A 26,242-nucleotide genomic window follows, 5' to 3' on the forward strand; every position below is an offset into this window, starting at 1 on the left:
TTTAACGACAGACTACCCCATGTCCTCACACCTTACCCTGGCGCTGGCGCAGTTGAATCTGACCGTCGGCGCCATCGAAGCCAATACCCAACTGATGCTGGCCGCCGCTGCCGACGCCGAGCAAGAGGGCGCCGAGCTGGTGCTGTTTCCCGAGCTGGCCATTACCGGCTACCCGCCGGAAGACTTATTGTTTCGTGACGATCTCTACCTGCGGGTCGATGCGGCCCTCGAACAGCTGGCCGCGGCCAGCGCCAATATTGCCCTGGTGGTCGGCCACCCCTGGCGGCAAGGCGGCCAGCTTTATAATGCCGCCTCCTTCTTTTATGAGGGCAAGTTGCAGGGTCGTTATTTCAAGCAGTTGCTGCCCAATTACGGCGTGTTCGACGAAAAACGCTATTTCGGCGCCGGTGACGAGAGCTGCGTGGTCGAGTTCAAGGGCCACCAGCTGGGCCTGCTGATCTGCGAAGACGTGTGGGAAGCCGGCCCGGCGGCGGCGGCCAGGGCGGCGGGAGCCGAACTGCTGCTCAGCCTCAACGCCTCGCCCTATCACAGGGGCAAGGCCTGGATCCGCAAGGATCTGCTGGCCCAGCGCAGCCGCGACAATGCCTTGCCGCTGGTGTATCTGAACCAGGTGGGCGGCCAGGACGAGCTGGTGTTCGACGGTCGCTCCAAGGTGTTCAATGCCGAAGGCACGCTCACCCAGAGCCTGAAAGCGTTCGACAGCGAGCTGGCGCTGGTGCGCTTCGAGCAGGGTGCGCCCGTGCCGGGCGACGTTCAGCCGCCGCTCCAGCCGCTGGCCGAGGTGTATCAGGCGCTGGTGCTGGCCACCCGCGATTATGTCAACAAGAACGGCTTCAACGGCGCCGTGCTGGGGCTCTCCGGCGGTATCGACTCGGCGCTGACCCTGGCCATCGCCGTCGATGCCCTGGGCAAGGACAGGGTGCAGGCGGTGATGATGCCGTTTCGCTATACCGCCTCCATCAGCGTGGAAGACGCCAAAGAGGAGGCGGAGCTGCTGGATATCGAGTTCGATATCGTGTCCATCGAGCCCATGTTCGACGCCTTCATGGGCCAGCTGGCGCCCATGTTCGAGGGCACCGAAAAAGACACCACCGAAGAAAACCTGCAGGCCCGCTCCCGGGGCGTGCTGCTGATGGCGCTGTCCAACAAGCGCCGCCGATTGGTGCTGACCACCGGCAACAAGAGCGAAGTGGCGGTGGGCTACTGCACCCTGTACGGCGACATGGTCGGCGGCTTTGCCCCCATCAAGGATGTGCCCAAGACCCTGGTGTTCGAGCTGTCCCGTTATCGCAACACCCTGGGTTATGTCATTCCCCAGCGGGTCATCGACCGGCCGCCCTCGGCCGAGTTGGCACCGGATCAGCTCGACCAGGACAGCCTGCCCCCGTATGATGTGCTGGATGCCATGCTCGAAGCCTATGTGGAGCAGGACCAGTCGCTGGATGATTTGCTGGCGGCCGGTTTCGATGAAGCCGATGTACGCCGGGTGATCCGGCTTGTGGATATCAACGAATACAAGCGCCGTCAGAGTGCGGTGGGGCCGCGGATCACCCCGCGTAACTTCGGCAAGGACCGGCGTTACCCCATTACCTCGGGTTTTGGCAAAATAAATTGGTAAGGAGCCACCGATGAAAAAAATCGAAGCCATCATCAAACCCTTCAAGCTGGATGACGTGCGTGAAGCCCTGGCCGAGCGCGGCATTACCGGCATGACGGTATCGGAAGTAAAGGGATTTGGTCGTCAGAAAGGCCACACCGAGCTGTATCGCGGTGCCGAGTATATGGTGGATTTTTTGCCCAAGGTCAAGCTGGAGCTGGTGGTGCAGGACGATCTGGTGGAATCCTGTATCGAAGCCATCGAAAACACCGCCCGCACCGGCAAGATCGGCGACGGCAAGATCTTCGTGTTCGATGTGGGCCAGGTGATCCGCATTCGCACCGGCGAACAGAACGAAGAAGCGGTGTAAAAGCGGGGAGCAGGGATTAGGGAGCAGGGAACAGGGAGTGGTGTGATCTTCCCCAATCCCTATTCCCCAATCACTAATCCCTAGTTTCAACAGACCGGCTTTTTTGTCACAATTGCCAATTAACCTAGAATCAAGGAATAACATATGCCACTGCTGGACAGTTTTACCGTCGACCATACCCGTATGGAAGCACCGGCGGTGCGGGTAGCCAAAACCATGGCCACGCCCCATAACGACACCATTACCGTGTTCGATCTGCGTTTCTGCCTGCCGAACCAGGAAATTCTGTCCGAGAAGGGCATCCATACCCTGGAGCACCTGTTCGCCGGCTTTATGCGTAATCATCTCAATGGTGACGGCGTTGAAATCATCGATCTGTCACCCATGGGCTGTCGTACCGGTTTCTACATGAGCCTGGTGGGCGCGCCGGACGAGCAGCGCGTGGCGGCGGCCTGGCAGGCGGCGATGGAAGATGTGCTCAAGGTCGAAGACCAGTCGCAGATCCCCGAGCTGAACGAATACCAGTGCGGCACCTATGTGATGCACTCGCTGGACGAGGCCAAGGCCATAGCGCGCAACATCATAGAGCGCGGTATCGGTGTGAACAGCAACCAGACGCTGGCGTTGCCGGAAGAGATGCTGAAATCTCTGTAATGACCAACGGCTTCCCCTCGTGACAACGGCGCCCGGTTCAAGCAGCACTGGCTTAACCGGGCGCTTTGTCACTCGTTATTCTTATCCTGTAGATATACTTTCCTTATTACAGTGCTCAAATGGACCACTTTATGTCAGAACAACAAGATCCCTTCCTGAAGCGGGAAGCCGAAAAATACGAAAACCCCATTCCCAGCCGGGAATTCATTCTCGAACTCATTAAAACCAAGCAGGGTCCTGTCTCCCGGGATGACGTCTTTGCCGAACTGGCACTGGAAGGCGAAGAGCAGGCCGAAGCCCTGCGTCGCCGTCTGCGCGCCATGGAGCGGGACGGCCAGCTGGTGTTTACCCGTAACAAGTGTTACGCCCTGCCCGACAAGCTGAACCTGATCAAGGGCCGGGTTATCGGTCACCGGGAAGGCTTCGGCTTCTTGCGCCCGGAAGATGGCGGCGACGACCTTTTCCTCTCTCAGCGGGAGATGGACGCCCTGATGCACGGCGACCATGCCCTGGTGCAGCCGCTGCGATTCGACTCGCGTGGCCGGCGCGAGGCGCGGGTGGTGCGTTTGCTGGAATCCCGGGATCTGGAAGTGGTGGGCCGCTATTTCGTGGAAAACGGCGTCAGCTACGTGGTGCCGGACGACAGCCGTATCGCCCAGGACATTCTGATCCCCCAGGGCGAGACCATGGGGGCTCGCATGGGCCAGGTGGTGGTGATTGCCATCAGCCAGCGCCCCACCAAGCGCATGACCGGTGTGGGTAAAGTGATCGAGGTGCTGGGTGAAACCATGGATCCGGGCATGGAAATCGACATTGCCCTGCGCACCCACGGCATTCCCCATGTGTGGCCGGAAGAAGTGAAGCACGAGATTGCCAAGCTCACCGAGCAGGTGCCGGAAGAAGCCAAGCTGGGCCGCAAGGATCTGCGAGATTTACCGCTGGTGACCATCGACGGCGAAGACGCCCGCGACTTCGATGACGCCGTCTATTGTCAGCCCAAGAGCTCCGGCGGCTGGCGGCTGTGGGTCGCCATCGCCGATGTGTCCTATTATGTGCGCCCGGGTACGGCACTGGACAACGAAGGCTATCTGCGCGGTAACTCGGTCTACTTCCCCGAGCAGGTGATCCCCATGCTGCCCGAGGTGCTGTCCAACGGCCTCTGCTCGCTCAACCCGCAGGTGGATCGGCTGTGCATGGTGGCGGAAATGACCATTTCTGCCTCCGGCAAGCTGTCCGGCTTCAAGTTCTATGAAGCGGTGATGAACTCTCATGCCCGTCTTACCTACAACAAGGTGGCGGCCATGCTCGAAGGAGACGAAACCCTGCGCGAGCGTTATGCGCCGCTGGTGCCGCACCTGGAAAACCTGAACCAGCTGTATCAGGCCATGAAGGAAGCGCGCCATCAGCGTGGCGCGGTAGAATTCGAAAGCGAGGAAACCCGCTTCGTGTTCAACCCCCAGCGCAAGATCGAGCGCATAGTGCCGGTGGTGCGCAACGACGCCCACAAGATCATCGAAGAATGCATGATCATGGCCAACGTGGCCGCCGCCCGCTTTATCGAAAAGCAGGACGCTCACGCCCTGTTCCGGGTGCACGACAAGCCGGGCGAAGAGAAGCTGACCGGTTTCCGCAGTTTCCTCGCCGAGCTGGGTCTGGAGCTGAAAGGCGGCCTGGAGCCGGAGCCGGCGGATTACGCCCTGCTGGCCGAGCAGATCAAGGACAGACCCGATGCGGAGCTGATCCAGACCATGCTGCTGCGTTCCATGAAGCAGGCGATTTATCAGGCCGACAACATGGGCCACTTCGGTCTGGCGCTGAAGTCTTATGCCCACTTCACCTCGCCGATTCGTCGTTATCCGGATCTGGTGCTGCACAGGGCCATCAAGGCCCAGTTGAGCAAGCTGCAGGGCGACGGCGGCCATAAAACCGGTGGCGTGCCTTACCAGTATGATGAAGTCGCCCCCATGGGCGATCACTGCTCCACCACGGAGCGTCGTGCCGATGACGCCACCCGCGACGTGGCCGACTGGCTCAAGTGCGAATACATGCTCGATCATGTGGGCAGCGAATTTGGTGGCACCATCGCCAATGTGACCGGCTTCGGCTTCTTCGTGCGGCTGGACGAGATCCATATCGACGGTCTGGTGCACATTTCCAGCCTGCAGAACGATTACTACCAGTTTGATCCGGCGCGCCAGACCCTGATCGGCGAGAACTTCCGCCGCCGTTATCGTCTGGGTGACAAGATCAAGGTCAAGGTGATGGCGGTAAATCTGGACGATCGCAAGATCGACTTCGAAACCGTGGAAGAACCGCTGCCGGCCGGTGCCAAAACCGGCAAGGGCGCCAAGAACCTGAAGTCGCGCCAGCGTGCCAAGCCGAAGAGCGGCGCCAAGCCCGACGCCAAGCCGGCGGAAGGCCAGGGCGGTAACAAGCCCAAAGGCAGCAGAAAGCGTCGTTAACGCCTGATGTCGGTTTGTTAACGAGGAGGGTTGGCTTTATGCCGACCCTTCCTGTTTTTATTACCCTATTTTATCACCACCATTTTTCGAGAATAACCCATGAGCAATGAACTGATTTTTGGCATTCACGCCCTCGATGCCCTGCTGGAAACCCACCCGGAACAGGTGCTGGAAGTGTGGCTGCTCAAGGGCCGTGAAGACGAGCGCCTGAATGCCTTGCAGGCCCGCCTGCTGGCCGTGGGTGTCAAGGCCCAGCCCGCCAGCCGTGCGGCGCTGGACAACAAGGCCAAGGGCGGGCAGCACCAGGGTGTAGTGGCCAAGGTCAAGGCCCAGCCGGTGCTGAACGAGACGGATCTGGACCAGTTGCTCGCGACCCAAGACAGCCCCTTGCTGCTGGTGCTGGACGGGGTGACCGACCCGCACAATCTGGGGGCCTGTCTGCGTACCGCCGATGCCGCCGGCGTGCATGGTGTCATAGTGCCCAAGGACAAGTCTGCCAGCCTGGGCCCCGTGGTGCGCAAGGTAGCCTGTGGCGCCGCCGAAGTGGTGCCGCTGTTTCAGGTGACCAATCTGTCGCGCACCCTGCGTCAGTTGCAGGACAAGGGCGTCTGGGTGGTCGGCACCGCCGGTGAGGCGGATCACAGCCTCTATCAGGCCAGGCTCAGCGGCGCCCTGGCGCTGGTGATGGGCGCGGAAGGCAAGGGCATGCGTCGCCTGACCCGTGAACATTGTGACGAGCTGGTCAGCATTCCCATGGCCGGATCCGTATCCAGCCTGAACGTGTCGGTTGCCACCGGTGTCTGCCTGTTCGAAATGGTGCGCCAGCGCGGGCAGTAAGCGTGAGGTGTCAGATGACGTAGGTTGGCGATGAGCGAAGCGAATCCCAACAGGGGTCGGGTGAGATGAGGTGTTGAGCATGAAGGGCAGGGCGTGAATATGCAGAGTATGGTGGGCCGTCTGACGGCCGACCGGCAGATGCTGGCAATACTGCTGCTGGTGCTGGGCAACCTGCTGATCTCCTTCGGCGATGTGCTGGTCAAATTGCTGGGCCAGACCGAGGCGACCCCCTATCAGTATGTGGCGCTGCGCTTTCTGATGACCGCCATGCTGCTGCTGCCGTTCTGGTGGCGACTGCCGCGAGAGAAAAAGGGCTGGGGTCAGTGGAAGATCCATCTGCTGCGCGGCCATCTGCTGCTGATGGGCTCGGCCTGTGTCTTCATCAGCCTGATGTACCTGCCGCTGGCCACCGCCAATGCGGTGTTTTATGCCTCGCCGCTGATGACGCTGCCGCTGGCGGCGCTGATCAGCAAGGAGCAGGTGCGGCTGGCCACCTATGGGGTCAGCCTGCTCGGCTTCGGCGGCATCCTGATCGTGTTGAACCCGGCCGAGTGGCACTGGGCCGGCTGGCTGGCGTTGCTGACCGCCTTTTCCATGGCGGCCAGCAATGTACTGGTGCGTCGGCTGCCTCAGGGGCGCTCCGTGCTGGCAACGCTGTTTCTGACCCAGGTGCTGGCCATACCGGTGAGTTTTGCCCTGGCCTTGCCCGGCTGGCAGCCGGTGGCGGCGGAGGTGTGGCTGTTGCTGATTGGCGCCAGCCTGGTCGGCATCATCTATCAGGGTATCTGCATCCTGGCCTATGCCATGGCCGATGCCAGCAAGATTGCCGCCAGCGAATATTCTGGGCTTGTCTTTGTCACCTTGATGGGCATGGTGCTGTTTGCGGAATTTCCGGACCTCAACGTTTACCTCGGTGCCGCCGTGGTGATCGTCGCCATCGGCCTGCAACGGCGATTGCGGTAAACGCAGTGAGGAGTGAAGGGTAAGGGGTGAGGGGTAAAGTCACTCCTCACGAAAGATATTCTCTTGCCGCCCGATTGGTTATCCCTTACACTACGCGACCTTAAAATCAGTCGTTTTTAGCTACAAGTTCCTTGCCTCCGATGGTGTGACTGAGCCCACGCAGAGGCTATAACCCGTAAGGAGCAATCCATGCGTCATTACGAAATCGTATTTATGGTTCACCCTGACCAGAGTGAACAGGTTCCCGGTATGATCGAGCGCTACACCGGCGCCATCACCACTTCTGGCGGTCAAGTTCACCGCATGGAAGACTGGGGCCGTCGCCAGCTGGCTTACCCGATCAACAAGCTGCACAAAGCCCACTATGTTCTGATGAACGTAGAAGCCGACCAGACTGTTATCGATGAGCTGGAAACTAACTTCCGCTTCAACGATGCCGTGCTGCGTAACATGATTATGCGCACCAAGCATGCGGTCACTGAGCCTTCTGAAATGGCCAAGGTCAGAGAAGAGCGTCAACCCCGTCGTGACGACGCTCGTGCAGAAGCTGCAGAGTAATCCACGTTTTAGCTGAGGAATAGAATCATGGCACGTTTTTTCCGTCGTCGTAAGTTCTGCCGTTTCACCGCTGATGGTGTAACCGAGATCGATTACAAAGACATCGTAACCCTGAAAAACTATGTTACCGAGTCCGGTAAAATTGTACCGAGCCGCATCACCGGCACCAGCGCTAAGTTTCAGCGCCAGCTGGCTCGTGCGATCAAACGCGCTCGTTACCTGGCCCTGCTGCCTTACACCGATCTGCACAAGTAAGCAGCGGCCTAACTCGCCAATATAGATAGAGGAAAGGTAATGCAAGTTATTCTGCTTGATAAAATCGCCAAACTGGGCGGCCTGGGCGACCAGGTAACCGTTAAATCCGGTTATGCTCGTAACTACCTGCTGCCCCAGGGCAAAGCCGTTCTGGCCTCCAAAGACAACGTAGCGACTTTTGAAGCTCGCCGCGCCGAACTGGAAGCCAAACTGGCCGAGCAACTGGCTGCTGCGCAAGCCCGTGCCGATCAGCTGTCTGGTCTGGAAAACGTGGTTATCGCATCCAAGTCCGGTGACGAAGGTAAGCTGTTCGGCTCCATCGGTGCCCGCGACGTGGCCGACGCCATCACCGCTGCCGGTGTTGCTGTTGCCAAGAGCGAAGTTCGCCTGTACGACGGCGTTCTGCGTAATGTAGGCGAGTTTGAAGTGGGTGTGCAGCTGCACGCCGACGTTAAAGCAACCGTTAAAATCCAGGTTGTTGCTGCCTAAATCAGGCCGCTCGTTAAAAAACCCGCGCTTGTCGCGGGTTTTTTATTGCCTGCAATAAAGCTACAGTGGGAGAAAGCCTAACGGAGAGCACGGGATGGCAGACTGGATCACAGGCAGGGTCAAGGCCCGCAAACAATGGTCGGATACGCTGTTTTCTCTGGTGGTGGACGCCGAGGTAGCGCCGTTCAAGGCCGGTCAGTTCACCAAGCTGGCCCGGCATGACGAAGATAAAAAAGTGGCCCGGGCCTATTCCTACGTCAATGCGCCGGGGCAGGACGCCGAGTTCTATCTGGTGACCATTCCCGAAGGCAAGCTCACCCCTTATCTGGCCGGACTCGAGGTCGGGGATGAGCTGCTGGTACAGCGTACGGCGGCCGGCTTTCTGACCCTGGATGAAGTACCGCCGGGCCGGGATTTGTGGCTGATGGCCACCGGTACCGGCGTGGGTCCGTTTGTATCCATGCTGGCGGAAGGCAGCTGCTGGCAGCAGTTCGACCATATCGTGCTGGTGCACGGGGTGCGTCTGGGCGAAGAGCTGGGCTATCGGGAGCAAATCGCCGGGCTGACGCAAGACCGGCCCGGCTTTCACTATGTGCCCTTTGTATCGCGGGAGACGGTAGCCGGTACCGAGCCGGGCCGCATTACCCACGCCATTGCCGATGGCAGCCTGGAGCACAGGGTGGGCCTGAGGCTAACCCCGGAACACAGCCGGGTACTGCTGTGCGGTAATCCGCAAATGGTGCGAGATACCGTGACCGAACTCAAACACAAGGGGCTGCAGAAACACCTGCGGCGCAAGCCCGGCCAGATCCTGATGGAAAACTATTGGTAAAACCCGTGAGGAGTGAGGAGCGAGGGGGAAAGGGGTGAGGGGTAAAGGGTTGGGGCTTATGTGTAATAGCCCCTCACGCCTTACGCCTCACCCCTCACGGGGTTAACGGGTTAATATCATCATCAGGCTGAGAAAGGCGGCCAGTCCCCAGCCCAGGCCGATAATCCAGTAAAACACCCGGGCACCCTGTTTAACGGGGATCTGGTTGTAGAGCAGGAAAAAGTACCAGAGCAGGGCCGGAAGCAGTGGCAGCAAAAACAATCGGGTCATGGCAAAGGCCTTACGGTGAATGAAATCAGGGTGATATGGTATTCAGCCATCAGTGAACTGTATCAATGAGAACCCCATTGAGCCAATTATCATTCAGGGTCAGCTGAAGCCGTGCTATGTTGCAGGCTGAGTCATCGCTTATCAATAATGGACAAGGAGTGAGACATGAAGCAATTGGTGATCAAGGCCTTCGGTGATGCGAGTCAACTGGTACTGGTCGAGGCGAGCAGCCCACCGCTGGCCGCCGATCAAATTCGGGTGCAGATGCACTATGCAGGAGTGAATCCGATCGATGCCAAAACCCGGGCCGGTCTCGGCTGGGGCGCTCAGGCGATCAAGGACAAACTGCCCTGGTCGCCGGGTTTTGAAGTCATGGGTACCGTGCTGGAAGTCGGTTCAGAGGTCAGCATTCATCAAGCCGGCGATCGGGTGTTTGGCCTGGTGAGCGGTGGTGGCTACAGCCAGAAGCTGGTGGTGCCGGCAAGCAGCCTGCTGCCGGTGCCCGATGAGGTCAGCGATGACATGGCCGCCGGCCTGGCGCTGGCCGGGCTGACCGCCTGGCAGGGGTTGACCGAGCATGGCGGCCTCAAGGCCGGTGAACGGGTGCTGATTTCCGCCGCTGCCGGCGGGGTGGGGCATCTGGCGGTGCAGCTGGCCAAGGATCTGGGGGCGATCGTGGTGGCACTGGGCTCGCCCGCCAATCACGACTTTTTGCACGATCTGGGCGCCGACGAGGTGATCGACTATCGCGATGACGCCGCCTTGACGGCCATGGCACCGGTAGACCTGTTCTTCGATCTGGTGGGCGGAACTTCCGGATGCGCACTTCTGTCTCATGTTAAATCCGGTGGCCGCGTGGTCACAGTGCCCACCATTACCGCCGATGAGGTGAAGGCCGCCGCCGAGCCGCTGGGGCTGACCGTGACCGGCATGCTCAAGCGCAACGACCCCCAGCATCTGGAGTGGTTGATTCAGGCACTGGCCAAACAACGGCTGCGGGTGGAAGTGAGCCAGGTGTATCCGCTGGCCGAGGGCGCGGCGGCCCATCGTCAGATTGAAACCGGTCATACCCGCGGCAAGATACTGCTGCAGGGATAACCGGCCTAGTGAATTGATAAGCAATATCCCATAACTGATGTGAATTTTGGGGCTAGTTTGCCTTTATCGTCACCCTCGCGAAGGCGGGGGTCCATTGCCTTTGCAGGCGACCCGCAGTCTGACTGCTCTGCGCCACCCATCCTGGATTCCCGCCTTCGCGGGAATGACAAGAGAAGACGTACGGGAATGACCAGAGAAGACGTACGGGAATGACAAGAGAAGACGTGCAGGAATGACGACAGAACCACATCCGTTATGCAGCATTATTTATAAGGAAACCCCATGAAGTATTGGTCCCTGTTGTTGCTGTTGTGCCCCTTGCTGGCACCGGCTGCCCCCGTGTTGGTACAGGAAGTGGAGCAGGCCGACGATGGCCTGGTGATCCCCTACCGTATGTACCGGCTGGATAATGGCCTGACGGTGCTGCTGAATGCCGACAAGTCGGATCCGCTGGTGCATGTGGAAATGACCTACCACGTTGGTTCGGCCCGGGAAGAGCCGGGTCAGACCGGCTTTGCCCACTTCTTCGAGCACATGATGTTTCAGGGCTCCAAGCATGTGGGTGATCAGGAGCACTTTCGCCTGGTCAACGAGGCCGGCGGCACCATGAACGGTACCACCAACCAGGACAGAACCAATTACTTCGAGACGGTGCCCGCCAATCATCTGGAAAAGATGCTGTGGCTGGAAGCGGATCGCATGGGGTTTCTGCTGGAAGCGGTGAGCCAGCACAAATTCGAAATTCAACGTGATACCGTCAAGAACGAACGGGCCCAGCGTATCGACAATCAGCCCTATGGGTTGGTGGGGGAACGCATGGGTGAACTGCTCTATCCGCGGGATCATCCCTACAGCTGGCAGCCCATTGGCTATGTGGAAGATCTGGACCGTGTCGACGTCAGCCATCTCAAGGCGTTTTTCACACGCTGGTACGGCCCCAATAACGCCACCCTGGTGATTTCCGGTGACTTCGATACCGAGCAGACCCTGGCCTGGGTGGAGAAGTACTTCGGCCCCATTCCCGCCGGCCCCGAGGTCACTTCGGCCAGGCCCCAGCCGGCCAAGCTGGAACAGAGTCGCTACCAGACCCTGGTAGACACGCGTATTCGCATGCCGATGCTGTATTTGGCCTATCCCACCGTTTACCTGGGCCACCAGGACGAGGCGGCGCTGGATGTGCTGGCCAATGTGCTGGGCGGGGGCAAAAGCTCGCTGCTGTATCAGCAACTGGTGGAAACCGGCCAGGCCGTCAGCGCCGGGGCCAGCCATTACTGCGCCGAGCTGGCCTGTACCCTGAGCGTCTGGGCCTACAGCAACCCGTCGAAAGACGGCTCCCTGGTGCCACTCAAGCAGGAGATAGACCGCATCGTGGCCGAGGTCGCCGAGCGCGGCATTGCCGGCGGTGACGTTGAAAAAGCGGTGACCGAACTGCGTGCCGAGCTGATCCTCGGGCTCGACAGCACCAAGGGCAAGGCCCGGCAATTGTCGCTGGGCCAGGTGCTGAAAGATGACCCCCTCTACACCATTAACGCCTGGCGTCAGCTGGCCGAGACCACGCCGGAGCAGGTGACGGCGGTATACCGCCGTTATCTGCAGAACAAACCGGTGGCGGCGCTGAGCGTGGTGCCGACCGGTAAAAACGACTGGCAGGCCGCCGAGCCCAACCATGAGGTGGCCGAGCGGACCTTGCCGGCCGCCGATACAGAACCGGCGTCCTTGCCGGATCGCAAGGTCGTAGACAATTTCGACCGAAGTGTGATGCCGCCGGCGGCGGAGCCGGTGCAAATCAAGGTGCCGCCGCTGTGGCAAGACACCCTGGGTGACAACATTCAGCTGCTGGGCACGGTCAACGACGAGATACCGGCGGTATCCGTGATACTGGCGCTACCCGGCGGCCAGCGGGCCGAAAGCCCGGATGACACCGGGCTGGCGACCCTGACGGCGGCCATGATGAATCAGGGCTCGGAGCGGCTGAAGGCCGGGGCCTTCAGCGAAGCACTGGAGCGGCTCGGTGCCAGCATCAGCGTGCGCAGCGGTTTCTATACCAACCTGATTGAAATCACCAGCATGACCGAGACGCTGCCGCAAACCCTGGCCCTGGTGGAAGAGTTGCTGTTTCATCCGGGTCTGCGTGAGCAGGACTTCGAGCAGGTCAAATCCCGGCTGCTGGAATCCATGGCCCAGAACCGGCACCGGCCCGCCTGGCTGGCCCAGCATGCGTTTCGCCAGCTGATGTACGGCAATACCCGCATGGGGTTGCCGGACGAGGGCCGGGCCGAGCAAATCAGCGCCATTACGCTGCAGCAGGTGCGCGATTACTATCGACGTTACTACAACCCGGCCAATGGTCACGTGCTGGTGGCCGGCGATCTGGATCCCGCTCAGGCCAGGGCAGCGTTTGGCTTTTTGACTCGCTGGCAGGGAGAGGCGCCGACCCTGCCCGAGGTGAGTGTGCTGCCGCAACCGGCGGCGGCGGGCATTTATGTAGTGGATGTACCCGGCGCCGTGCAGTCGGTGCTGCGCATCGGTCGGCGTGCCCTGCCGCTGGATGCCACCGGCCCCTTCTTTCATGCCAACCTGATGAACTTCAACCTGGGCGGCAACTTCAACAGCCGTATCAACCAGAACCTGCGTGAAGACAAGGGCTTTACCTACGGGGCCAATTCCTACTTTACCGGCAACCGGGATGCGGGGGTGTTCGTGGTGGCCACCGATGTCCGTGGTGATGCGACCGTGCCGGCCATCGAGAACATTCTGGCGGAGTTCAGCCGTTTTCGGGAGCAGGGGCCGAGCCAGGAGGAGCTGAGCTATCTGCGCAGCAGCTATTCCCAGCAGGATGCCCTGTCTTACGAGACGCTGGGCAACAAGGCGGGCTTTCTGCTGCAGCTGGCGATGATGCAGCTGTCGCCGGATTACCTCGACGAGCAGCAGCAGATAGTGGCCGATATCGACAGCAAGGTGCTGACCGAGCTTGCCGAGCAGTGGCTGGACCCCAACGACATGGTGGTGGTGGTGGTCGGCGACAAACAAAAGCTTGAAAAATCGCTGGCGCAGCTCCATCTTCCGGTACACGACTTTACCATTGAGTAACGAGGCCAGACCTCTCGCGGGATAACCGCTCGCCCCTGGCGAGCGGTTATCCCGCGCCACAGAGTAACCGATAATGACCAAGACAACATCTACACTGGCCGAACGACTCCAGGCCTGGCAAGCTCCGACCCGCCTGCCCGCCATCAAGGGCATTCGTCGTGGCATAGAGCGCGAAAGCCTGCGTATCACACCGGACGGGCTGCTGGCCCAGACCGGCCACCCCAAGGTACTGGGCTCGGCCCTGACCCACGCCAACATCACCACCGACTTTTCCGAGTCTCTGATGGAGTTCATCACCCCGGTGTCGGACTCGGTAGAGATACTGCTGGCGCAGCTGGGCGATATTCACGGCTATACCATGCGCCATCTGGGTGAAGAGCAGTTGTGGCCGCTGAGCATGCCCTGTCTGCTCAAGGGCGACGATCATATTCCGCTGGCCCGGTACGGCAGCTCCAACGTCGGGCGGATGAAAACCCTCTATCGGCAGGGGCTGCATCATCGTTACGGCAGTCGGATGCAGGTGATCTCCGGGGTGCATTTCAATTTTTCCATGCCCGACAGCTTCTGGAGTGAATGGCACAAGTTGGAAGGCAACAACGAGTTTCTGCAGGACTTTGTCTCCGACAAGTACCTGGGGCTGATCCGCAATTTTTATCGTTTCGGCTGGCTGATCCCCTATCTGTTCGGTGCCTCTCCGGCGCTGTGCGGATCTTTCCTCGACGGGCGCGATCATCAGCTGCCGTTCGAGCGGCTCGGCAAGGGGACCCTCTATCTGCCCTATGCCACTTCGTTGCGCTTGTCGGATCTGGGCTATACCAACAACGCCCAGGCCGATCTGAATATTTCCCTCAACAGCCTGGACGAATACGTGTCCTCGCTGCGTCGGGCCATCGGCACCCATGCGGCCGAGTTTGCGAAAATCGGCGTCAAGGTGGATGGAGAGTACCGCCAGCTCAACGACAATGTGCTGCAGATCGAAAACGAGTTGTATGCGCCGATCCGGCCCAAGCGCACCGCCGAAAGCGGCGAAAAGCCGTCGGAAGCCCTGGCCACCCGCGGCATCGAATATATCGAAGTGCGCTCGGTCGATGTGAACCCCTTCACGGCGGTAGGCATAGATGAGGGGCAAATTCGCTTCCTCGATACCTTCCTGCTCTGGTGTCTGCTGACCCCGTCGGCCCCGCTGGCGGAAGACGAGATAGCGCTGAACCGACGCAACTTCAACAAGGTGGTGCTGGAAGGGCGCAAGCCCGGCCTGGAACTGGAAGTGTTCGGCGGCGAGGCCCTGACGCTCAAGGCCCTGGGCGAACGTTATTTCGGCGAGCTGAAAGAGGTAGCGGCGTTGCTGGATGCCTGCTGTGGCCGAGGCTGCTACGGCCAGGCCCATGCACAACAGCTGGCGGCGATTCAGGATCCGAGCCTGACCCTGTCGGCCCGGGTACTCGACGAACTGCAAGCCAGCGGTCAGGACATATTGCCCTTCGGCTTAGGGCTGTCGAAGCGCCACCATCAGCAACTGCAGCAAAGCCGCCCGCGCTACTGGGAAGACAGCTACTTCGATGAAGAAGGTGCCCGCTCCGAGATGCGTCAGCGCAAGATAGAAAGATCCGACACCATCGGCTTCGACGAATTTCTGCAGAACTACTTCGGCCAGTAAGCCGTCCTGAGATCAATGAGGGGGGAGGCGTGTTCTTTACGTCTCCCCTTTATTATTTTTAACAACAAGGAAGCGGGTTGATGAGAGTGGTGTTCATGGTGCCGTCATGGACCGAAACCCTGATCGAGTGCGGTGTTAATGTAGTGGGACGCACCCGATATTGTGTGCATCCGGCCGACAGAGTGGCAGTGCCGGATGCGGTCTTGATCGACGGCGAGCCCTTGTGCTGGTTCGGCATCCGCTCGCTGCGCTATCTGGAATCGATATGAAAGCCACCGTCAAAGTCGGAGCCTGCTTGGTTGTAGCCCTGCTGACGGCTTGCACTGCTCAATCGGGAAGTGAACGGCGTTTACACGCCGAGCAGCTTGCCAGGCAAGGCGGCCTGACCGCCATGAGTGTGGATGCTCGTTTGCCGATTGCGGCATGGGGGCGGTTGTCGCCAGGCCAGCCGGTGCATCTGTATCTGGAAGGGGATGGTCATGCCTGGCGTAGCAGTGGGAGACCTTCATCCGACCCGACGCCTCAGGATCCGGTAGCGCTCAGGCTGGCGGCAACAGATCCGCATGCTTCCGTGTTGTATCTGGGCCGGCCCTGTCAGTATGTGAACGCGGCGGCAAGAGGTTGTCACTTCAGCGTCTGGACCACACGCCGTTTTGCCGAAATAGATGATATGGCAGTAGCGCTGCACCAGCTGGTAGGGGAGGGGCGCGATATCATCCTCATCGGCTTTTCCGGCGGCGCCAATATTGCCGTGCAACTGGCCGAACGGCTGCCGGATGTGAAGGGATTGGTGACGGTGGCCGGTAATCTGGATACGGATAGCTTCACCCGTTTTCATCGGCTGGCGGATGAAGCCTACGGCCACAACAGCGCTATTTTACAGAAACTGTCCGGCCTGCCTCAGCTGCATTACACCGGCAGTCAAGATGTGGTGGTGCCGCCCGAGCTGACTCGGCGGCAGCTAAAGGAGGTTGCCGGGCAAAGTGAGTGCGTGCGGATAGAGGAAGTAAAGTCTGCCCGGCATCATGGCCCCTGGCGCCTAGACTGGTCGGTTTTTGCCGAGCTGCAGCGGCGCTGCGGCACATAAAACGGCGACACATAAAAAAGGCGAACCCGAGGGTTCGCCTTTTGTTTGCTCCGGATATTACCGGTTATGCTGGCGCTTAGAAGTCCCAGCGGAACTTCAGGGCACCGGCGTTGGCATCGAAGCCGTCACCGTTCCAGTTGTAGTTGTATTCGGCGCTGACGGTCAAGTTTTCACCGCTCATGATGTCCAGACCCACGCCTGCCACATAACGGTTTTTCTCGGGGTCGCGGCCGGTAACGGTAAAGGTCTCGGCCGGTGCAGCCGCGAAGGCGACTGTGCTGGCCTGAGCCTCGGCTTCAAAGTCGTGGAAGGCGCCCAGCGTCAGACTGGGAGTAACCATCATGCTGTTAATCTGATAGTCCTTGCTCAGCTCTGTGCTCAGACCCAGTTCCAGACGGTTGAAGTCCTGCTTGCCGATGCTGAGCGCGGCAGGTGAACCGGTTTCGGTATAGCCGTCTACCGACAGGCGGGACGCTTCCAGCGACAGGCTGGGTACGAAGCGGGTGGCCTGGCCCAGTTCGAACTGATAGCCGGCACCTACGCGGGCACCAACGAGATTGCTGTCGTAATTGGCGCGAGCACCGATATTACGCTGGCTATCGTTGTCACCCCAGGCGTAGTAAGCCTGACCATCGATCAGTACCTGTCCCAGAGACTGAGCCGCGTAGGCGGTGGCCATATGGTAGTCGGAGTCGATGCTGCTGTTGGCGGTATCACTCTCGGAGTTGATGAAGCTGTAGGCGGCACCCAGTACCAGGCCGCTGTTCAGCTCGGTGTCGGCACCCAGCACGAAGCCATGGCTGTCTGTCTTGTAGCCGTCACCGTGACGGTTGTCCTGCTCGCCGTCTGAAGCCAACGCCTGAATCCAGAGGCCGCTGTTGGCGAAGGCATCGCCTGAGGCCAAACCACGAGCCCGCACCGATATCTGAGCGCCGGACTGGCTGCTGGCGTTCATGGCACCGGCCACGCTGGCACCGGAAACGTCAGGCAGCAGCTGAGCTGCGGCTGCGAGAATACCTTCACGACTTTCCATTTCATCGACCAGCTTTAGTATTTTTTCTACTGCTGGTGAGCTATTTGGTAGTTTACGAAGCTCATCAAAAGCTTTACCTATAATTCTAATATTCTTTATTTGCTCATTGCTTAAGTCACTTACGACTATAGAGCTACCGGTATTGACCTCGGTATTGACCTCGGTATTGGCCTCGGTATTGCCACCGTTATTGGCCTCGGTATTGCCACCGTTATTGGCCTCGGTATTGCCACCGTTATTGGCCTCGGTATTGCCACCGGTATTGGCCTCGGTATCGCCCTCGGTATTGCTACCTGTGTTTCCACTAATACTATCTTCAATAGCGTCTTCATAAGAAGTACGGTCGAAAACCAGCACTAGGTTGCCGGCGTCATTACGTTCAGTACTGGCGACAGTAACTAAGCCTGATTTAACTGAATAGTTGACACCTGTATCGCTGACTTTGCCTTTCAAAAGTTCAACTCTGTCACCATTCTGCACATAGAGATCGCCCTTGCTCAGATCGATCAGCACCTTGCTGCCTTCGGCCAGGTCGATATTGTTGGCGGACAGGCTGGTTTCTTTATGCAGGCCCATGGCCAGGGTGGAACCTTCAGTCTGCATATAATCGCCGGCGATGGACTGGTTTCCTTCCACATAGAAGGTACCGCCATGGTTTTCTACATTGCCGTTGATTTTACCGCCAGTGTAGTTGGTACGAGTAATTTTGTTCATGCGCAGGGCAGTGGTGCCGTTCAGTTCACCGGCCAGCTGGTTGATGGTGATATTGCCGGTCACATCGTCTGCGATATTGATACCGTAATGACCACCAGCAATAATACCGCTGTTGTCAATATTGCCATTAAATACGGTACCGTCTTTCAGCTGAATGGCGGCGTTGCCTTGGGCATCGAATGGGGTGACGCCGTTTAGTTTGCTGTCGAGTAGTGTGTCAAACTGCTCATCGGTGTTGTTACCGGTGGTTTCGTCATACCAGACTATGCCTTCGGCAACGATGATACCTTCGTTCTTGATGCCACCGTTGACCCGACTGTTGTTGAAGGCAATAGCGACATCCTTGCCAAGAATGATGGGTTGTGAGCCTATTGGCTGATTTTCCCCCGAATGTTCGTTGACGATGTAGCCATCAAGGGTGCTGTTGTTCAGTTCTATGGCGGCCCGGCCACCGACAATTTTGGCCGCATCCTGGCGTGACACGTTTTGAATACCACCGTTCAGGATGCTGTCGGTCAGGCTGATACCAGCGCCTTTGGTAGCGACAATGAAACCACCTTTCATGGTGTTTTCTGCTTCGTTGCCCCAGTCTTCGTTGATAATGAGGCCATTGATAGTGCTGTTGTTGCTGATATCGATCGCATTGCCAAGACCCATGGCAACAATTTCACCACCGTTGTTGGTGATCAGCTCTTTATGACTCACCAGATTTTCCGGAATGGGTTCATCACCTTCAGCAATATCAAAATCTATGCCGGTCAGGTTGCTGTTGCTGATGGCAATGGCAGCAGCGCTGCCGTTATGCTCAATATGAGCACCATTGGTTTCGATCAAGGTTTGTGCAGAAGTAACGTTATCAATAACAAAGGTGCTCTCACTGCCGGTGCTGAGAAACTCTTCCTTGTTGGGATCAATATTCTGCAGATCCATGTCCAGTGCATTCAGCTCGCCATCACGGATTTCTAGCAGGGACTCACCATCACCCAAATAAACGGAAGAAGTGCCGGAAGGGGCTTTTTCAAAGACTTTACTGATGGGGGATTCTTCCTCAACAAAGTTCCGGGCTTCAGTGGCAGCATTGGCACTGCCAACACTTACACTGCCATCAATGTAGATGGAGCCACTGTTGTTTATTTGCGCCTGTGCTGAAAAGCTGATAGCCACGGCGACGGCCATGGCCAGTTGTGATTTTTTAAACGTCATTGAATTATATCCCTGTTATTGATTTTTATTCGATGCTTATCGATGTTCTTCGTTTGCCTGTTGATGGCGATAGCGCTGTGGCTCAGGCGGAGCCATTTTAGTCTCAAGGCTCGAGTGGGTGCAATCATTTTGATAGGAGTGCAATGCATTTTGTATCCTGAACTGGCGAGAGTTGACGCAGCGTGAAAATGCCACCGGAGAGAAAGGCACTAAAATAACGAAACCGAGACACAAAAAAGCCCGCATACGCGGGCTTTTTTGTGCGGCTGGCTGGTGGTTAACCGGCGGGGAAGTTGGCTTTCAATACGGCCTTGGCGTTGTTGGCCATGTCGGTCAGCCCCAGAGTGCTGTAGGCCTGGGTCATGATCTGCAGTGCCGGTTGCAGGGTGTCGGTGTCCGGATAGGACTGCACCACGAACTTGGCGCGGTTGGCGGCGGCCAGCCAGGCGCCCCGCTTCATGTAGAACCGGGCCACGGACAGGTCGTACTTGGCCAGCCGGTTTTTCAGGGCAATCATACGGGCCCGGGCATCGGCGGCGTACACGCTGTTCGGGTACTGGCGCAGCAGCTGACGGAAATCGGCAAAGGCCTGGCGGGCATAGGCCGGATCCCGGTCGGCCCGGTCGATGTTGAGCAGCTCCTGAAAAAAGTTGTGGTCGGTGGCCATGTTGGTCAGGCCCCGCATGTACTGGGCGTAATCGACGCTGGGGTGGTTGGGGTTCAGGCGAATGAAGCGATCTATGTTGGCCAGGGCCCGGGCGGTGTCATCCTGCTTGTAGTAGGCATAGATAAGGTCAAGCTGTACCTGATTGGAGTAGGCACCAAACGGATAACGGGAATCCATGGCTTCCAGCAACTCGGCGGCACGGATAAAGTTGCCGGCCTGCAAGCGTTCCTGTGCATCCTGATAGAGCACTTCGGGTGGCTCGTCCGGCACCAGGTCTTTCTGGGTGCTGGCACAGCCGGTGGCGGTCAGCGCCAGGGCGAGAGTCAAAGTGAGCCATACGCTTCGTTGTTTAGCCATGTAAAGAGTCCATTTTTGCGATTCGGGAACCAAGTAAGCGGAAACTGATTAAGCTCAGCGTCAAGAACCGCTAGAATACCCAATTAAACATCATTTGGTAACCAGTGGTCTCTATGAGCCAGCAAATCGAACTAAACGGCGTTGTTGCCGATCATCAATACGGTCAGCGTTTGGATCAGACGTTGGCAGACATGTTCCCCGATTATTCCCGTACCCGCATCAAAACCTGGATTCAGCAGGATCAGGTGCGGCTGGATGGTCAGGTAGCCAACAAGCCACGGGAAAAAGTCCTGTCGGGACAACAGGTGGTGATTCACGCCGAGCTGGAAGACGATGTGCGCTTCGAGCCCGAAGACATAGAGCTGAACATCGTCTACGAAGATGATGACATCATGGTGATCAACAAGCCGGCCGGCCTGGTGGTCCATCCGGGCGCGGGCACACCGGGCGGCACCCTGCTCAATGCCCTGCTGCACTATTGCCCGAGCATCGCCGAAGTACCTCGTGCCGGCATAGTGCATCGGCTCGACAAAGACACGACCGGCCTCATGGTGGTCGCCAAGACGATACCGGCGCAAACGCATCTGGTCACCGCGCTGCAGGGACGGGAAATCACCCGTGAATATGAGGCGGTTGCCATCGGTCACATGACGGCCGGCGGCACAGTGGAGGCCAATATCGGTCGTCACCCCACCCAGCGCATTCAGATGGCGGTAGTGCCGTCCGGCAAGCCGGCGGTCACCCACTACAGAGTGATGGAAAAATTTCGTGCCCATACCCGGCTGCGCCTGCGGCTGGAGAGTGGCCGGACCCACCAGATCCGGGTACACATGGCGCACCTCAAGCACCCGCTGGTGGGGGATCCCGTCTACGGCGGTCGCCTCAAGCCACCGCGCAGCGCCAATCCCGAGTTGCTGGCGTTTTTGCGCAACTTCAAGCGGCAGGCCCTGCATGCGGTCATGCTGCGGCTGGAGCACCCGATCAGCGGTGAAATGATGGAATGGCATGCGCCCATTCCCGATGACTTTGTGGCCTTGATCGAGGTGTTGCGCGCCGACACCAAGGATCATCCGGACGATCTGGTATGGATCTGATCCTGCCCGACTGGCCGGCGCCGGCCAGGGTGTGTGCCGCTCAAAGCACTCGAACGGGTGGGGTTAGCCCGGCCCCGTTCAACAGCCTGAACCTGGGCGCCCATGTGGGTGACCAGCCCCGATGGGTGCAGGCCAACCGGGAGCGGCTGGCTGCCTGTCTCAACCTGCCGAACGAGCCGGTGTGGCTGGAACAGGTGCACGGCACCCGGGTACTGACCCTGCCCGATAACACCAACAAGCTCACCGCCGATGCGGTGGTAAGCCGTACTCCGGGTCAGGTGTGTACCGTGATGACCGCCGACTGCCTGCCGGTGCTGTTCTGCGACCAGGCCGGTACCGTGGTGGCGGCGGCGCACGCGGGCTGGCGCGGACTGGCGTCCGGCGTGCTGGAAGCGACCCTGCAGGCCATGGCGGTGGATCCGACCGAGGTACTGGCCTGGATGGGGCCGGCTATCGGCCCGACGGCCTTCGAGGTGGGCAGTGAGGTGAGAGACGCCTTTGTCGGTCATTCTCCCCTGGCGGCGGATGCCTTCGTGGCTCATGGCGACAAGAATGACGACAAGTGGCTGGCCAACCTCTATCACCTGGCCCGGTTGCGGCTGGCGGCGGCGGGGGTTACGCACATCTATGGCGGTGAACACTGCACCTATACCGACGCACAGCAGTTTTTCTCTTATCGACGCGATAAGGAAACCGGCCGCATGGCGACTCTGATCTGGCTGGATTAGCCAAAACATGCGCTGCCTGGTTGAAATCCAACCATAAAACCCCATCTTTAGTATCAGTAATCAATCTTGTGTTCCCGCCCGGTGGCGGGGGTATTCGAGGAGAGTCCTGATGCGTTCAGATCGTCTTACCAGTAAATTTCAGCTCGCCCTGCAAGATGCCCAGTCGATGGCGTTGGGGCGTGATCATGCCTATATAGAACCGGCTCACCTGCTGGTGGCCATGCTCAATCAGGAAGGTGGCACCCTGCGTCCCTTGCTGACCATCGCCGGTGTCGACAGCAATGCGCTGCGGCTGGAGCTGGATAAATCACTGGATCGGCTGCCCAAGGTCAGCGGGGGCGACATGGATGTGCAGGTGTCGCCGGTGCTGGCGCGCTTGCTCAACCAGTGCGACAAGCTGGCGCAGCAGCGCAAGGATGCCTATATCTCCTCCGAGCTGTTTTTGCTGGCGGCGCTGGACGACAAGGGCGAGCTGGGCGAGGCGCTCAAACGGCTGGGCCTGACCAAAGACAAGATGACCAGGGCCATAGAGCAGGTACGCGGCGGCCAGAAGGTGGACGACCCCAACGCCGAGGAAAACCGTCAGGCGCTGGAAAAATACACCATAGATCTGACCGAGCGGGCCGAGCAGGGCAAGCTGGATCCGGTGATCGGCCGGGACGATGAAATTCGCCGTACCATTCAGGTGCTGCAACGGCGCACCAAGAACAATCCGGTGCTGATTGGCGAACCCGGTGTCGGTAAAACCGCCATCGCCGAAGGCCTGGCGCAGCGGATCATCAACGGCGAGGTACCGGAAGGGCTCAAGAGCAAGCGGGTGTTGTCACTCGACATGGGGGCGCTTATTGCCGGTGCCAAGTATCGCGGCGAATTCGAAGAACGACTCAAGGCGTTGCTTAACGAGCTGGCCAAGGAAGAGGGGCAGGTGATCCTCTTTATCGACGAGCTGCACACCATGGTCGGTGCCGGCAAGGCCGACGGCGCCATGGATGCGGGCAACATGCTCAAGCCCGCGCTGGCGCGGGGCGAGCTGCACTGCGTGGGCGCCACCACCCTCGATGAATATCGTCAGTACGTGGAAAAAGATGCCGCCCTCGAACGTCGTTTTCAGAAGGTATTGATCAACGAGCCGACGGTGGAGGACACCATCGCCATTCTGCGTGGCCTCAAAGAACGCTACGAGCTGCATCACCATGTGCAGATCACCGATCCGGCCATAGTGGCGGCGGCGGTGTTGTCGCATCGTTATATTGCCGACCGCCAGTTGCCGGACAAGGCCATCGATCTGATCGATGAGGCGGCGTCCAGCATTCGGTTGCAGATCGACTCCAAGCCGGAGCCGTTGGACAAACTGGAGCGGCGTATCATTCAGCTCAAGCTGGAAGAGCAGGCACTGTTGAAAGAAGACGACGAGGGCAGCCGCAAGCGGCTGCAGCTGATTCGTGATGAACTGACCGAGAAAGAGGCTGAGTACGCCGAGCTGGAAGAAGTCTGGATCTCGGAAAAAGCCGCCATGGCCGGAACCCAGCATATCAAGGCCGAGCTGGAGCAGGTGCGCCGGGATCTGGACGTGGCGCGACGGGCCGGCGATCTGGGGCGTATGTCCGAGCTGCAGTACGGTCGCATTCCCGAGCTGGAAAAACAGCTGGATCTGGCGGCACAGGCCGACATGCAGGAACAGCATCTGCTGAAAAACCGGGTGACCGATGAAGAGATTGCCGATGTGCTGTCGCGCTGGACCGGTATTCCCGTCGCCAAGATGCTGGAAGGGGAAAAAGACAAGCTGCTGCGCATGGAAGACAGCCTGCACGAGCAGGTGATAGGCCAGAACGAGGCGGTCGAGGCGGTGTCCAACGCTATTCGCCGCAGCCGAGCCGGTCTGTCCGATCCCAACCGGCCGGTGGGCTCTTTCCTGTTCATGGGTCCGACCGGTGTGGGTAAAACCGAGCTGTGCAAGGCGCTGGCCGATTTTCTGTTCGACAGTCGTGATGCCATGGTGCGCATCGATATGTCGGAGTTTATGGAGAAACACTCGGTCTCCCGCCTGGTGGGCGCACCCCCGGGTTATGTAGGCTATGAAGAGGGCGGTTACCTGACCGAGGCGGTACGACGCAAACCCTATTCGGTGATCCTGCTGGATGAAGTGGAAAAGGCGCACCCGGACGTATTCAACATACTGCTGCAGGTGCTGGATGACGGTCGCCTGACCGACGGTCAGGGGCGCACCGTGGATTTCCGCAATACGGTGGTGATCATGACCTCGAATATCGGTTCGGATCTGATCCAGGAGCACAGTACCGACAAGGATTATGATGAAATGAAGGAAATGCTGCTGGGCGTGCTGAGCCATCAGTTCAGGCCCGAGTTCATCAACCGTATCGACGATATAGTGGTGTTCCACCCGCTGGCAGCAGAGCAGATCAAGTCCATTGCCCGTATTCAGCTGCAGAGCCTGGTAGAGCGGCTCGAGGGCAAGGGTTTCGAGGTGACCATTACCGAGCGGTTGCTGGAAAAGCTGGCCCATGCGGGCTTCGATCCGCTGTTTGGCGCCCGTCCGCTGAAGCGGGCGATACAGCAGAAAGTGGAAAATCCGCTGGCGCAGGCCATGCTCTCCGGGCGGGTGCTTCCCGGTAAACCGCTGGAGCTGGATGCCGACACCGACGGGCTGATACTGAATCAGTAATTCCAGCGGTAAGGAGTGAGGTGTAAGGAGTGAAGGGTGAGGGTTTTACACCTCACCCTTTTCGCCTCCCTCCTCACCGGTTAACCAGGGCGGCCGTCGATTCTCGGTCGGGTCAATATCGGCCAGTACACCCAGCTGAAGAGGCCAAAGGCCGACATCCAGGCCAGGGCGCTGATGTGGTAAGCCGTAAGAGTCATGCCGGGGGCCAGCATGGGCAACAGGCTGCGCAACAGTGCCGCCAGAATCAACAAGGCAAAGGCGATAACGACGGAACGGCCAATTTTCAGTGGCCGGCCGGAGTGGCCGAGCGAGACCCGGGCAACCATGCCCAATATAACGGTGCCCAGGACCCCGGTGGTCAGCCAGTGACTGGCCAGAGAGACGCCGATCCCCCAGTTCAGCAGCGCCGCCGCCAGGGCCAGTAACCCCAGTGGGATAAAGAGATAGCCCAGATGCAGCACCCACAGCAGGGGGATATTCAGTGCCAGTTTGTTGTTCCAGCGAGCCAGGCGAACCAGATTGGCAAGCGCGGCGACCAGCAGGAGCAAAGCCAGTGCGCTATTAACGCCGTCGGTGCGCGGCAACAGCAGCCAGCCAGGTACCCCCAGCCAGAGTGAACCCAGGCTCAGTTTTTCCAGCCAGGGGAGCGGCACTGGCTTATCGGTGCCGGTAGCGCTGGCGGTAAAGAAGGGAATCACCCGGCCCCCCATCACGGCAATCAAACCGGTTAGTGCCAGCACAGTCGTCATAAAGACGCGCTCGGACAACAACCAGTTACCACTGAAGGCGGCGTAGTAGCTGAGCGCGTTGAGCAGGGTGAACAAGACCAATAAAGGCACGAAGAACAGATTACGCCATTGCTTCACTTGCAGCACGGGCCGAGCCAGCATGGCCGCCACCAGGGGCAGCCACAGCAAGTCAAGTGTGATCACCAGTGGATTAAGCTCTCCTCGCAATGGCATCAAGAGGCGGGGGAGTAGCCAGAGCCCCGCGACCAATGCCAGTGGCCAGCCGCGCACCCCGGCAATACCGGTCCAGTTCTGCATGGCGGTGAGCACGAAGCCGGCGACGATGGCCAGGGCAAAGCCGAACAACATTTCATGGGCATGCCACCAGATGGGGTTGCGAACTCCCGGTAATACCGCCATGCCCGACAGGCTGAGCAACCACAACAGCATGGCCAGGCAGGTAAAAAGCGCGCCACCCAGAAAGAAGACCCGGAAACCAAGCCGGAACAAGGGCCAGATTCTGCTCTCTTTTTCGGCATCGAGTATTTGCATGATGGTTACCTTTATAAGTATTTAATATGCACATTATAGTTGTTGCGATAAAAATAACGGGATCAGGATTAAATTAGGCTGATTAAGGGTGCGGTTAGGTTAAATAAACAGCGCATTGGTTGGGTTTTGAACGGTTGTTCGTTTGTGACCTGTTTTTATCAAAAAAGCCCTTGCGCAAAATCGGCGGCTCCCTATAATGCGCATCCACTGACACGGGGCAACACGCCAACGGTCACAAGGGTT

22 protein-coding genes are annotated in these 26,242 nt (G+C 59.0%); 18 read left to right on the top strand and 4 right to left on the bottom strand.

Going from position 1 to position 26,242, the window contains the following annotated elements; genetic code table 11:
- The first annotated feature begins 19 nt into the window (after positions 1–19).
- The 10 genes from HNR62_RS14085 (at position 20) to HNR62_RS14130 (ending at position 9,038) form a co-directional block, all read left to right on the top strand.
- Positions 20–1,639, top strand: coding sequence for an NAD+ synthase (locus HNR62_RS14085; RefSeq protein WP_204796715.1), 1,620 nt, complete (start codon positions 20–22; stop codon positions 1,637–1,639).
- Positions 1,640–1,649: 10 nt separating this feature from the next.
- Positions 1,650–1,988: a nitrogen regulatory protein P-II gene (gene glnB / locus HNR62_RS14090; protein ID WP_204796716.1), complete on the top strand. Its 339-nt coding sequence runs from the start codon at positions 1,650–1,652 to the stop codon at positions 1,986–1,988.
- 144 nt (positions 1,989–2,132) lie between these two features.
- A complete protein-coding gene (gene luxS / locus HNR62_RS14095; protein ID WP_204796717.1) occupies positions 2,133–2,642 on the top strand; it encodes an S-ribosylhomocysteine lyase in 510 nt (169 codons plus the stop codon).
- A gap of 131 nt (positions 2,643–2,773) precedes the next feature.
- The gene (gene rnr / locus HNR62_RS14100) at positions 2,774–5,104 is read left to right on the top strand and encodes a ribonuclease R (RefSeq protein WP_204796718.1); all 2,331 of its coding nucleotides are present in this window, start codon (positions 2,774–2,776) and stop codon (positions 5,102–5,104) included.
- Positions 5,105–5,203: 99 nt separating this feature from the next.
- Positions 5,204–5,941 carry a 23S rRNA (guanosine(2251)-2'-O)-methyltransferase RlmB gene (gene rlmB / locus HNR62_RS14105; RefSeq protein WP_204796719.1) on the top strand — a complete coding sequence of 246 codons (738 nt, stop codon included), beginning with the start codon at positions 5,204–5,206 and terminating at the stop codon, positions 5,939–5,941.
- Between the two features lie 99 nt (positions 5,942–6,040).
- Positions 6,041–6,904 carry a DMT family transporter gene (locus tag HNR62_RS14110; protein ID WP_204796736.1) on the top strand — a complete coding sequence of 288 codons (864 nt, stop codon included), beginning with the start codon at positions 6,041–6,043 and terminating at the stop codon, positions 6,902–6,904.
- 189 nt (positions 6,905–7,093) lie between these two features.
- On the top strand, positions 7,094–7,462 hold the full coding sequence (gene rpsF, locus HNR62_RS14115; RefSeq protein WP_204796720.1) for a 30S ribosomal protein S6: 369 nt from the start codon (positions 7,094–7,096) through the stop codon (positions 7,460–7,462).
- Positions 7,463–7,489: 27 nt separating this feature from the next.
- The gene (gene rpsR, locus HNR62_RS14120) at positions 7,490–7,717 is read left to right on the top strand and encodes a 30S ribosomal protein S18 (RefSeq protein ID WP_204796721.1); all 228 of its coding nucleotides are present in this window, start codon (positions 7,490–7,492) and stop codon (positions 7,715–7,717) included.
- Between the two features lie 39 nt (positions 7,718–7,756).
- On the top strand, positions 7,757–8,206 hold the full coding sequence (gene rplI / locus HNR62_RS14125) for a 50S ribosomal protein L9 (RefSeq protein ID WP_204796722.1): 450 nt from the start codon (positions 7,757–7,759) through the stop codon (positions 8,204–8,206).
- Positions 8,207–8,300: 94 nt separating this feature from the next.
- Positions 8,301–9,038 (top strand): ferredoxin--NADP reductase, encoded by a 738-nt coding sequence (locus HNR62_RS14130; RefSeq protein WP_204796723.1) that lies wholly within the window; start codon positions 8,301–8,303, stop codon positions 9,036–9,038.
- Between the two features lie 102 nt (positions 9,039–9,140).
- Here HNR62_RS14130 and HNR62_RS14135 read toward each other — a convergent pair whose 3' ends face one another.
- Positions 9,141–9,308 carry a hypothetical protein gene (locus HNR62_RS14135; protein WP_204796724.1) on the bottom strand — a complete coding sequence of 56 codons (168 nt, stop codon included), beginning with the start codon at positions 9,306–9,308 and terminating at the stop codon, positions 9,141–9,143.
- A gap of 165 nt (positions 9,309–9,473) precedes the next feature.
- Here HNR62_RS14135 and HNR62_RS14140 point away from each other — a divergent pair, with 165 nt between their 5' ends.
- The 5 genes from HNR62_RS14140 to HNR62_RS14160 all read left to right on the top strand — a co-directional run bounded on the left by HNR62_RS14140 (position 9,474) and on the right by HNR62_RS14160 (position 16,240).
- On the top strand, positions 9,474–10,406 hold the full coding sequence (locus tag HNR62_RS14140; RefSeq protein WP_204796725.1) for an NADP-dependent oxidoreductase: 933 nt from the start codon (positions 9,474–9,476) through the stop codon (positions 10,404–10,406).
- Between the two features lie 282 nt (positions 10,407–10,688).
- Entirely contained in the window at positions 10,689–13,496 is a 2,808-nt protein-coding gene (locus HNR62_RS14145; RefSeq protein ID WP_204796726.1) for a M16 family metallopeptidase, read from the top strand.
- Between the two features lie 73 nt (positions 13,497–13,569).
- On the top strand, positions 13,570–15,153 hold the full coding sequence (gshA, locus tag HNR62_RS14150; protein ID WP_204796727.1) for a glutamate--cysteine ligase: 1,584 nt from the start codon (positions 13,570–13,572) through the stop codon (positions 15,151–15,153).
- Between the two features lie 80 nt (positions 15,154–15,233).
- Entirely contained in the window at positions 15,234–15,422 is a 189-nt protein-coding gene (locus HNR62_RS14155) for a hypothetical protein (RefSeq protein ID WP_204796728.1), read from the top strand.
- 122 nt (positions 15,423–15,544) lie between these two features.
- Positions 15,545–16,240: an alpha/beta hydrolase gene (locus tag HNR62_RS14160; protein ID WP_204796729.1), complete on the top strand. Its 696-nt coding sequence runs from the start codon at positions 15,545–15,547 to the stop codon at positions 16,238–16,240.
- A 76-nt stretch (positions 16,241–16,316) separates the two neighbouring features.
- Here the strand turns inward: HNR62_RS14160 and HNR62_RS14165 are convergent, their stop codons facing one another.
- On the bottom strand, positions 16,317–19,190 hold the full coding sequence (locus tag HNR62_RS14165; RefSeq protein ID WP_204796730.1) for an autotransporter family protein: 2,874 nt from the start codon (positions 19,188–19,190) through the stop codon (positions 16,317–16,319).
- 277 nt (positions 19,191–19,467) lie between these two features.
- On the bottom strand, positions 19,468–20,214 hold the full coding sequence (locus tag HNR62_RS14170) for an outer membrane protein assembly factor BamD (protein WP_204796731.1): 747 nt from the start codon (positions 20,212–20,214) through the stop codon (positions 19,468–19,470).
- A 113-nt stretch (positions 20,215–20,327) separates the two neighbouring features.
- Here HNR62_RS14170 and rluD point away from each other — a divergent pair, with 113 nt between their 5' ends.
- From rluD to clpB, 3 genes are all read left to right on the top strand, one after another.
- A complete protein-coding gene (gene rluD / locus HNR62_RS14175) occupies positions 20,328–21,308 on the top strand; it encodes a 23S rRNA pseudouridine(1911/1915/1917) synthase RluD (protein ID WP_204796732.1) in 981 nt (326 codons plus the stop codon).
- Positions 21,299–22,036 carry a peptidoglycan editing factor PgeF gene (gene pgeF / locus HNR62_RS14180; protein WP_204796733.1) on the top strand — a complete coding sequence of 246 codons (738 nt, stop codon included), beginning with the start codon at positions 21,299–21,301 and terminating at the stop codon, positions 22,034–22,036. The genes rluD and pgeF overlap by 10 nt, the downstream gene beginning before the upstream one ends.
- Before the next feature lie 109 nt (positions 22,037–22,145).
- Positions 22,146–24,719, top strand: a complete 2,574-nt coding sequence (clpB, locus tag HNR62_RS14185; protein ID WP_204796734.1) for an ATP-dependent chaperone ClpB — start codon at positions 22,146–22,148, stop codon at positions 24,717–24,719.
- Positions 24,720–24,799: 80 nt separating this feature from the next.
- On the opposite strand, the gene HNR62_RS14190 is transcribed toward clpB, so the two are convergent.
- On the bottom strand, positions 24,800–26,002 hold the full coding sequence (locus HNR62_RS14190; protein WP_204796737.1) for an NnrS family protein: 1,203 nt from the start codon (positions 26,000–26,002) through the stop codon (positions 24,800–24,802).
- Positions 26,003–26,242 lie beyond the last annotated feature (240 nt).

It is taken from the genome of Oceanisphaera litoralis (assembly GCF_016907015.1).
Lineage (GTDB): Bacteria > Pseudomonadota > Gammaproteobacteria > Enterobacterales > Aeromonadaceae > Oceanimonas > Oceanimonas litoralis.

Excerpts from the sequence above, each read along its gene's own strand:
- HNR62_RS14085 (WP_204796715.1), top strand. The coding sequence starts at position 20 with ATGTCCTCACACCTTACCCTGGCGCTGGCGCAGTTGAATCTGACCGTC.
- glnB (WP_204796716.1), top strand. The coding sequence starts at position 1,650 with ATGAAAAAAATCGAAGCCATCATCAAACCCTTCAAGCTGGATGACGTG.
- luxS (WP_204796717.1), top strand. The coding sequence starts at position 2,133 with ATGCCACTGCTGGACAGTTTTACCGTCGACCATACCCGTATGGAAGCA.
- rnr (WP_204796718.1), top strand. The coding sequence starts at position 2,774 with ATGTCAGAACAACAAGATCCCTTCCTGAAGCGGGAAGCCGAAAAATAC.
- rlmB (WP_204796719.1), top strand. The coding sequence starts at position 5,204 with ATGAGCAATGAACTGATTTTTGGCATTCACGCCCTCGATGCCCTGCTG.
- HNR62_RS14110 (WP_204796736.1), top strand. The coding sequence starts at position 6,041 with ATGCAGAGTATGGTGGGCCGTCTGACGGCCGACCGGCAGATGCTGGCA.
- rpsF (WP_204796720.1), top strand. The coding sequence starts at position 7,094 with ATGCGTCATTACGAAATCGTATTTATGGTTCACCCTGACCAGAGTGAA.
- rpsR (WP_204796721.1), top strand. The coding sequence starts at position 7,490 with ATGGCACGTTTTTTCCGTCGTCGTAAGTTCTGCCGTTTCACCGCTGAT.
- rplI (WP_204796722.1), top strand. The coding sequence starts at position 7,757 with ATGCAAGTTATTCTGCTTGATAAAATCGCCAAACTGGGCGGCCTGGGC.
- HNR62_RS14130 (WP_204796723.1), top strand. The coding sequence starts at position 8,301 with ATGGCAGACTGGATCACAGGCAGGGTCAAGGCCCGCAAACAATGGTCG.
- HNR62_RS14135 (WP_204796724.1), bottom strand. The coding sequence starts at position 9,308 with ATGACCCGATTGTTTTTGCTGCCACTGCTTCCGGCCCTGCTCTGGTAC.
- HNR62_RS14140 (WP_204796725.1), top strand. The coding sequence starts at position 9,474 with ATGAAGCAATTGGTGATCAAGGCCTTCGGTGATGCGAGTCAACTGGTA.
- HNR62_RS14145 (WP_204796726.1), top strand. The coding sequence starts at position 10,689 with ATGAAGTATTGGTCCCTGTTGTTGCTGTTGTGCCCCTTGCTGGCACCG.
- gshA (WP_204796727.1), top strand. The coding sequence starts at position 13,570 with ATGACCAAGACAACATCTACACTGGCCGAACGACTCCAGGCCTGGCAA.
- HNR62_RS14155 (WP_204796728.1), top strand. The coding sequence starts at position 15,234 with ATGAGAGTGGTGTTCATGGTGCCGTCATGGACCGAAACCCTGATCGAG.
- HNR62_RS14160 (WP_204796729.1), top strand. The coding sequence starts at position 15,545 with ATGAGTGTGGATGCTCGTTTGCCGATTGCGGCATGGGGGCGGTTGTCG.
- HNR62_RS14165 (WP_204796730.1), bottom strand. The coding sequence starts at position 19,190 with ATGACGTTTAAAAAATCACAACTGGCCATGGCCGTCGCCGTGGCTATC.
- HNR62_RS14170 (WP_204796731.1), bottom strand. The coding sequence starts at position 20,214 with ATGGCTAAACAACGAAGCGTATGGCTCACTTTGACTCTCGCCCTGGCG.
- rluD (WP_204796732.1), top strand. The coding sequence starts at position 20,328 with ATGAGCCAGCAAATCGAACTAAACGGCGTTGTTGCCGATCATCAATAC.
- pgeF (WP_204796733.1), top strand. The coding sequence starts at position 21,299 with ATGGATCTGATCCTGCCCGACTGGCCGGCGCCGGCCAGGGTGTGTGCC.
- clpB (WP_204796734.1), top strand. The coding sequence starts at position 22,146 with ATGCGTTCAGATCGTCTTACCAGTAAATTTCAGCTCGCCCTGCAAGAT.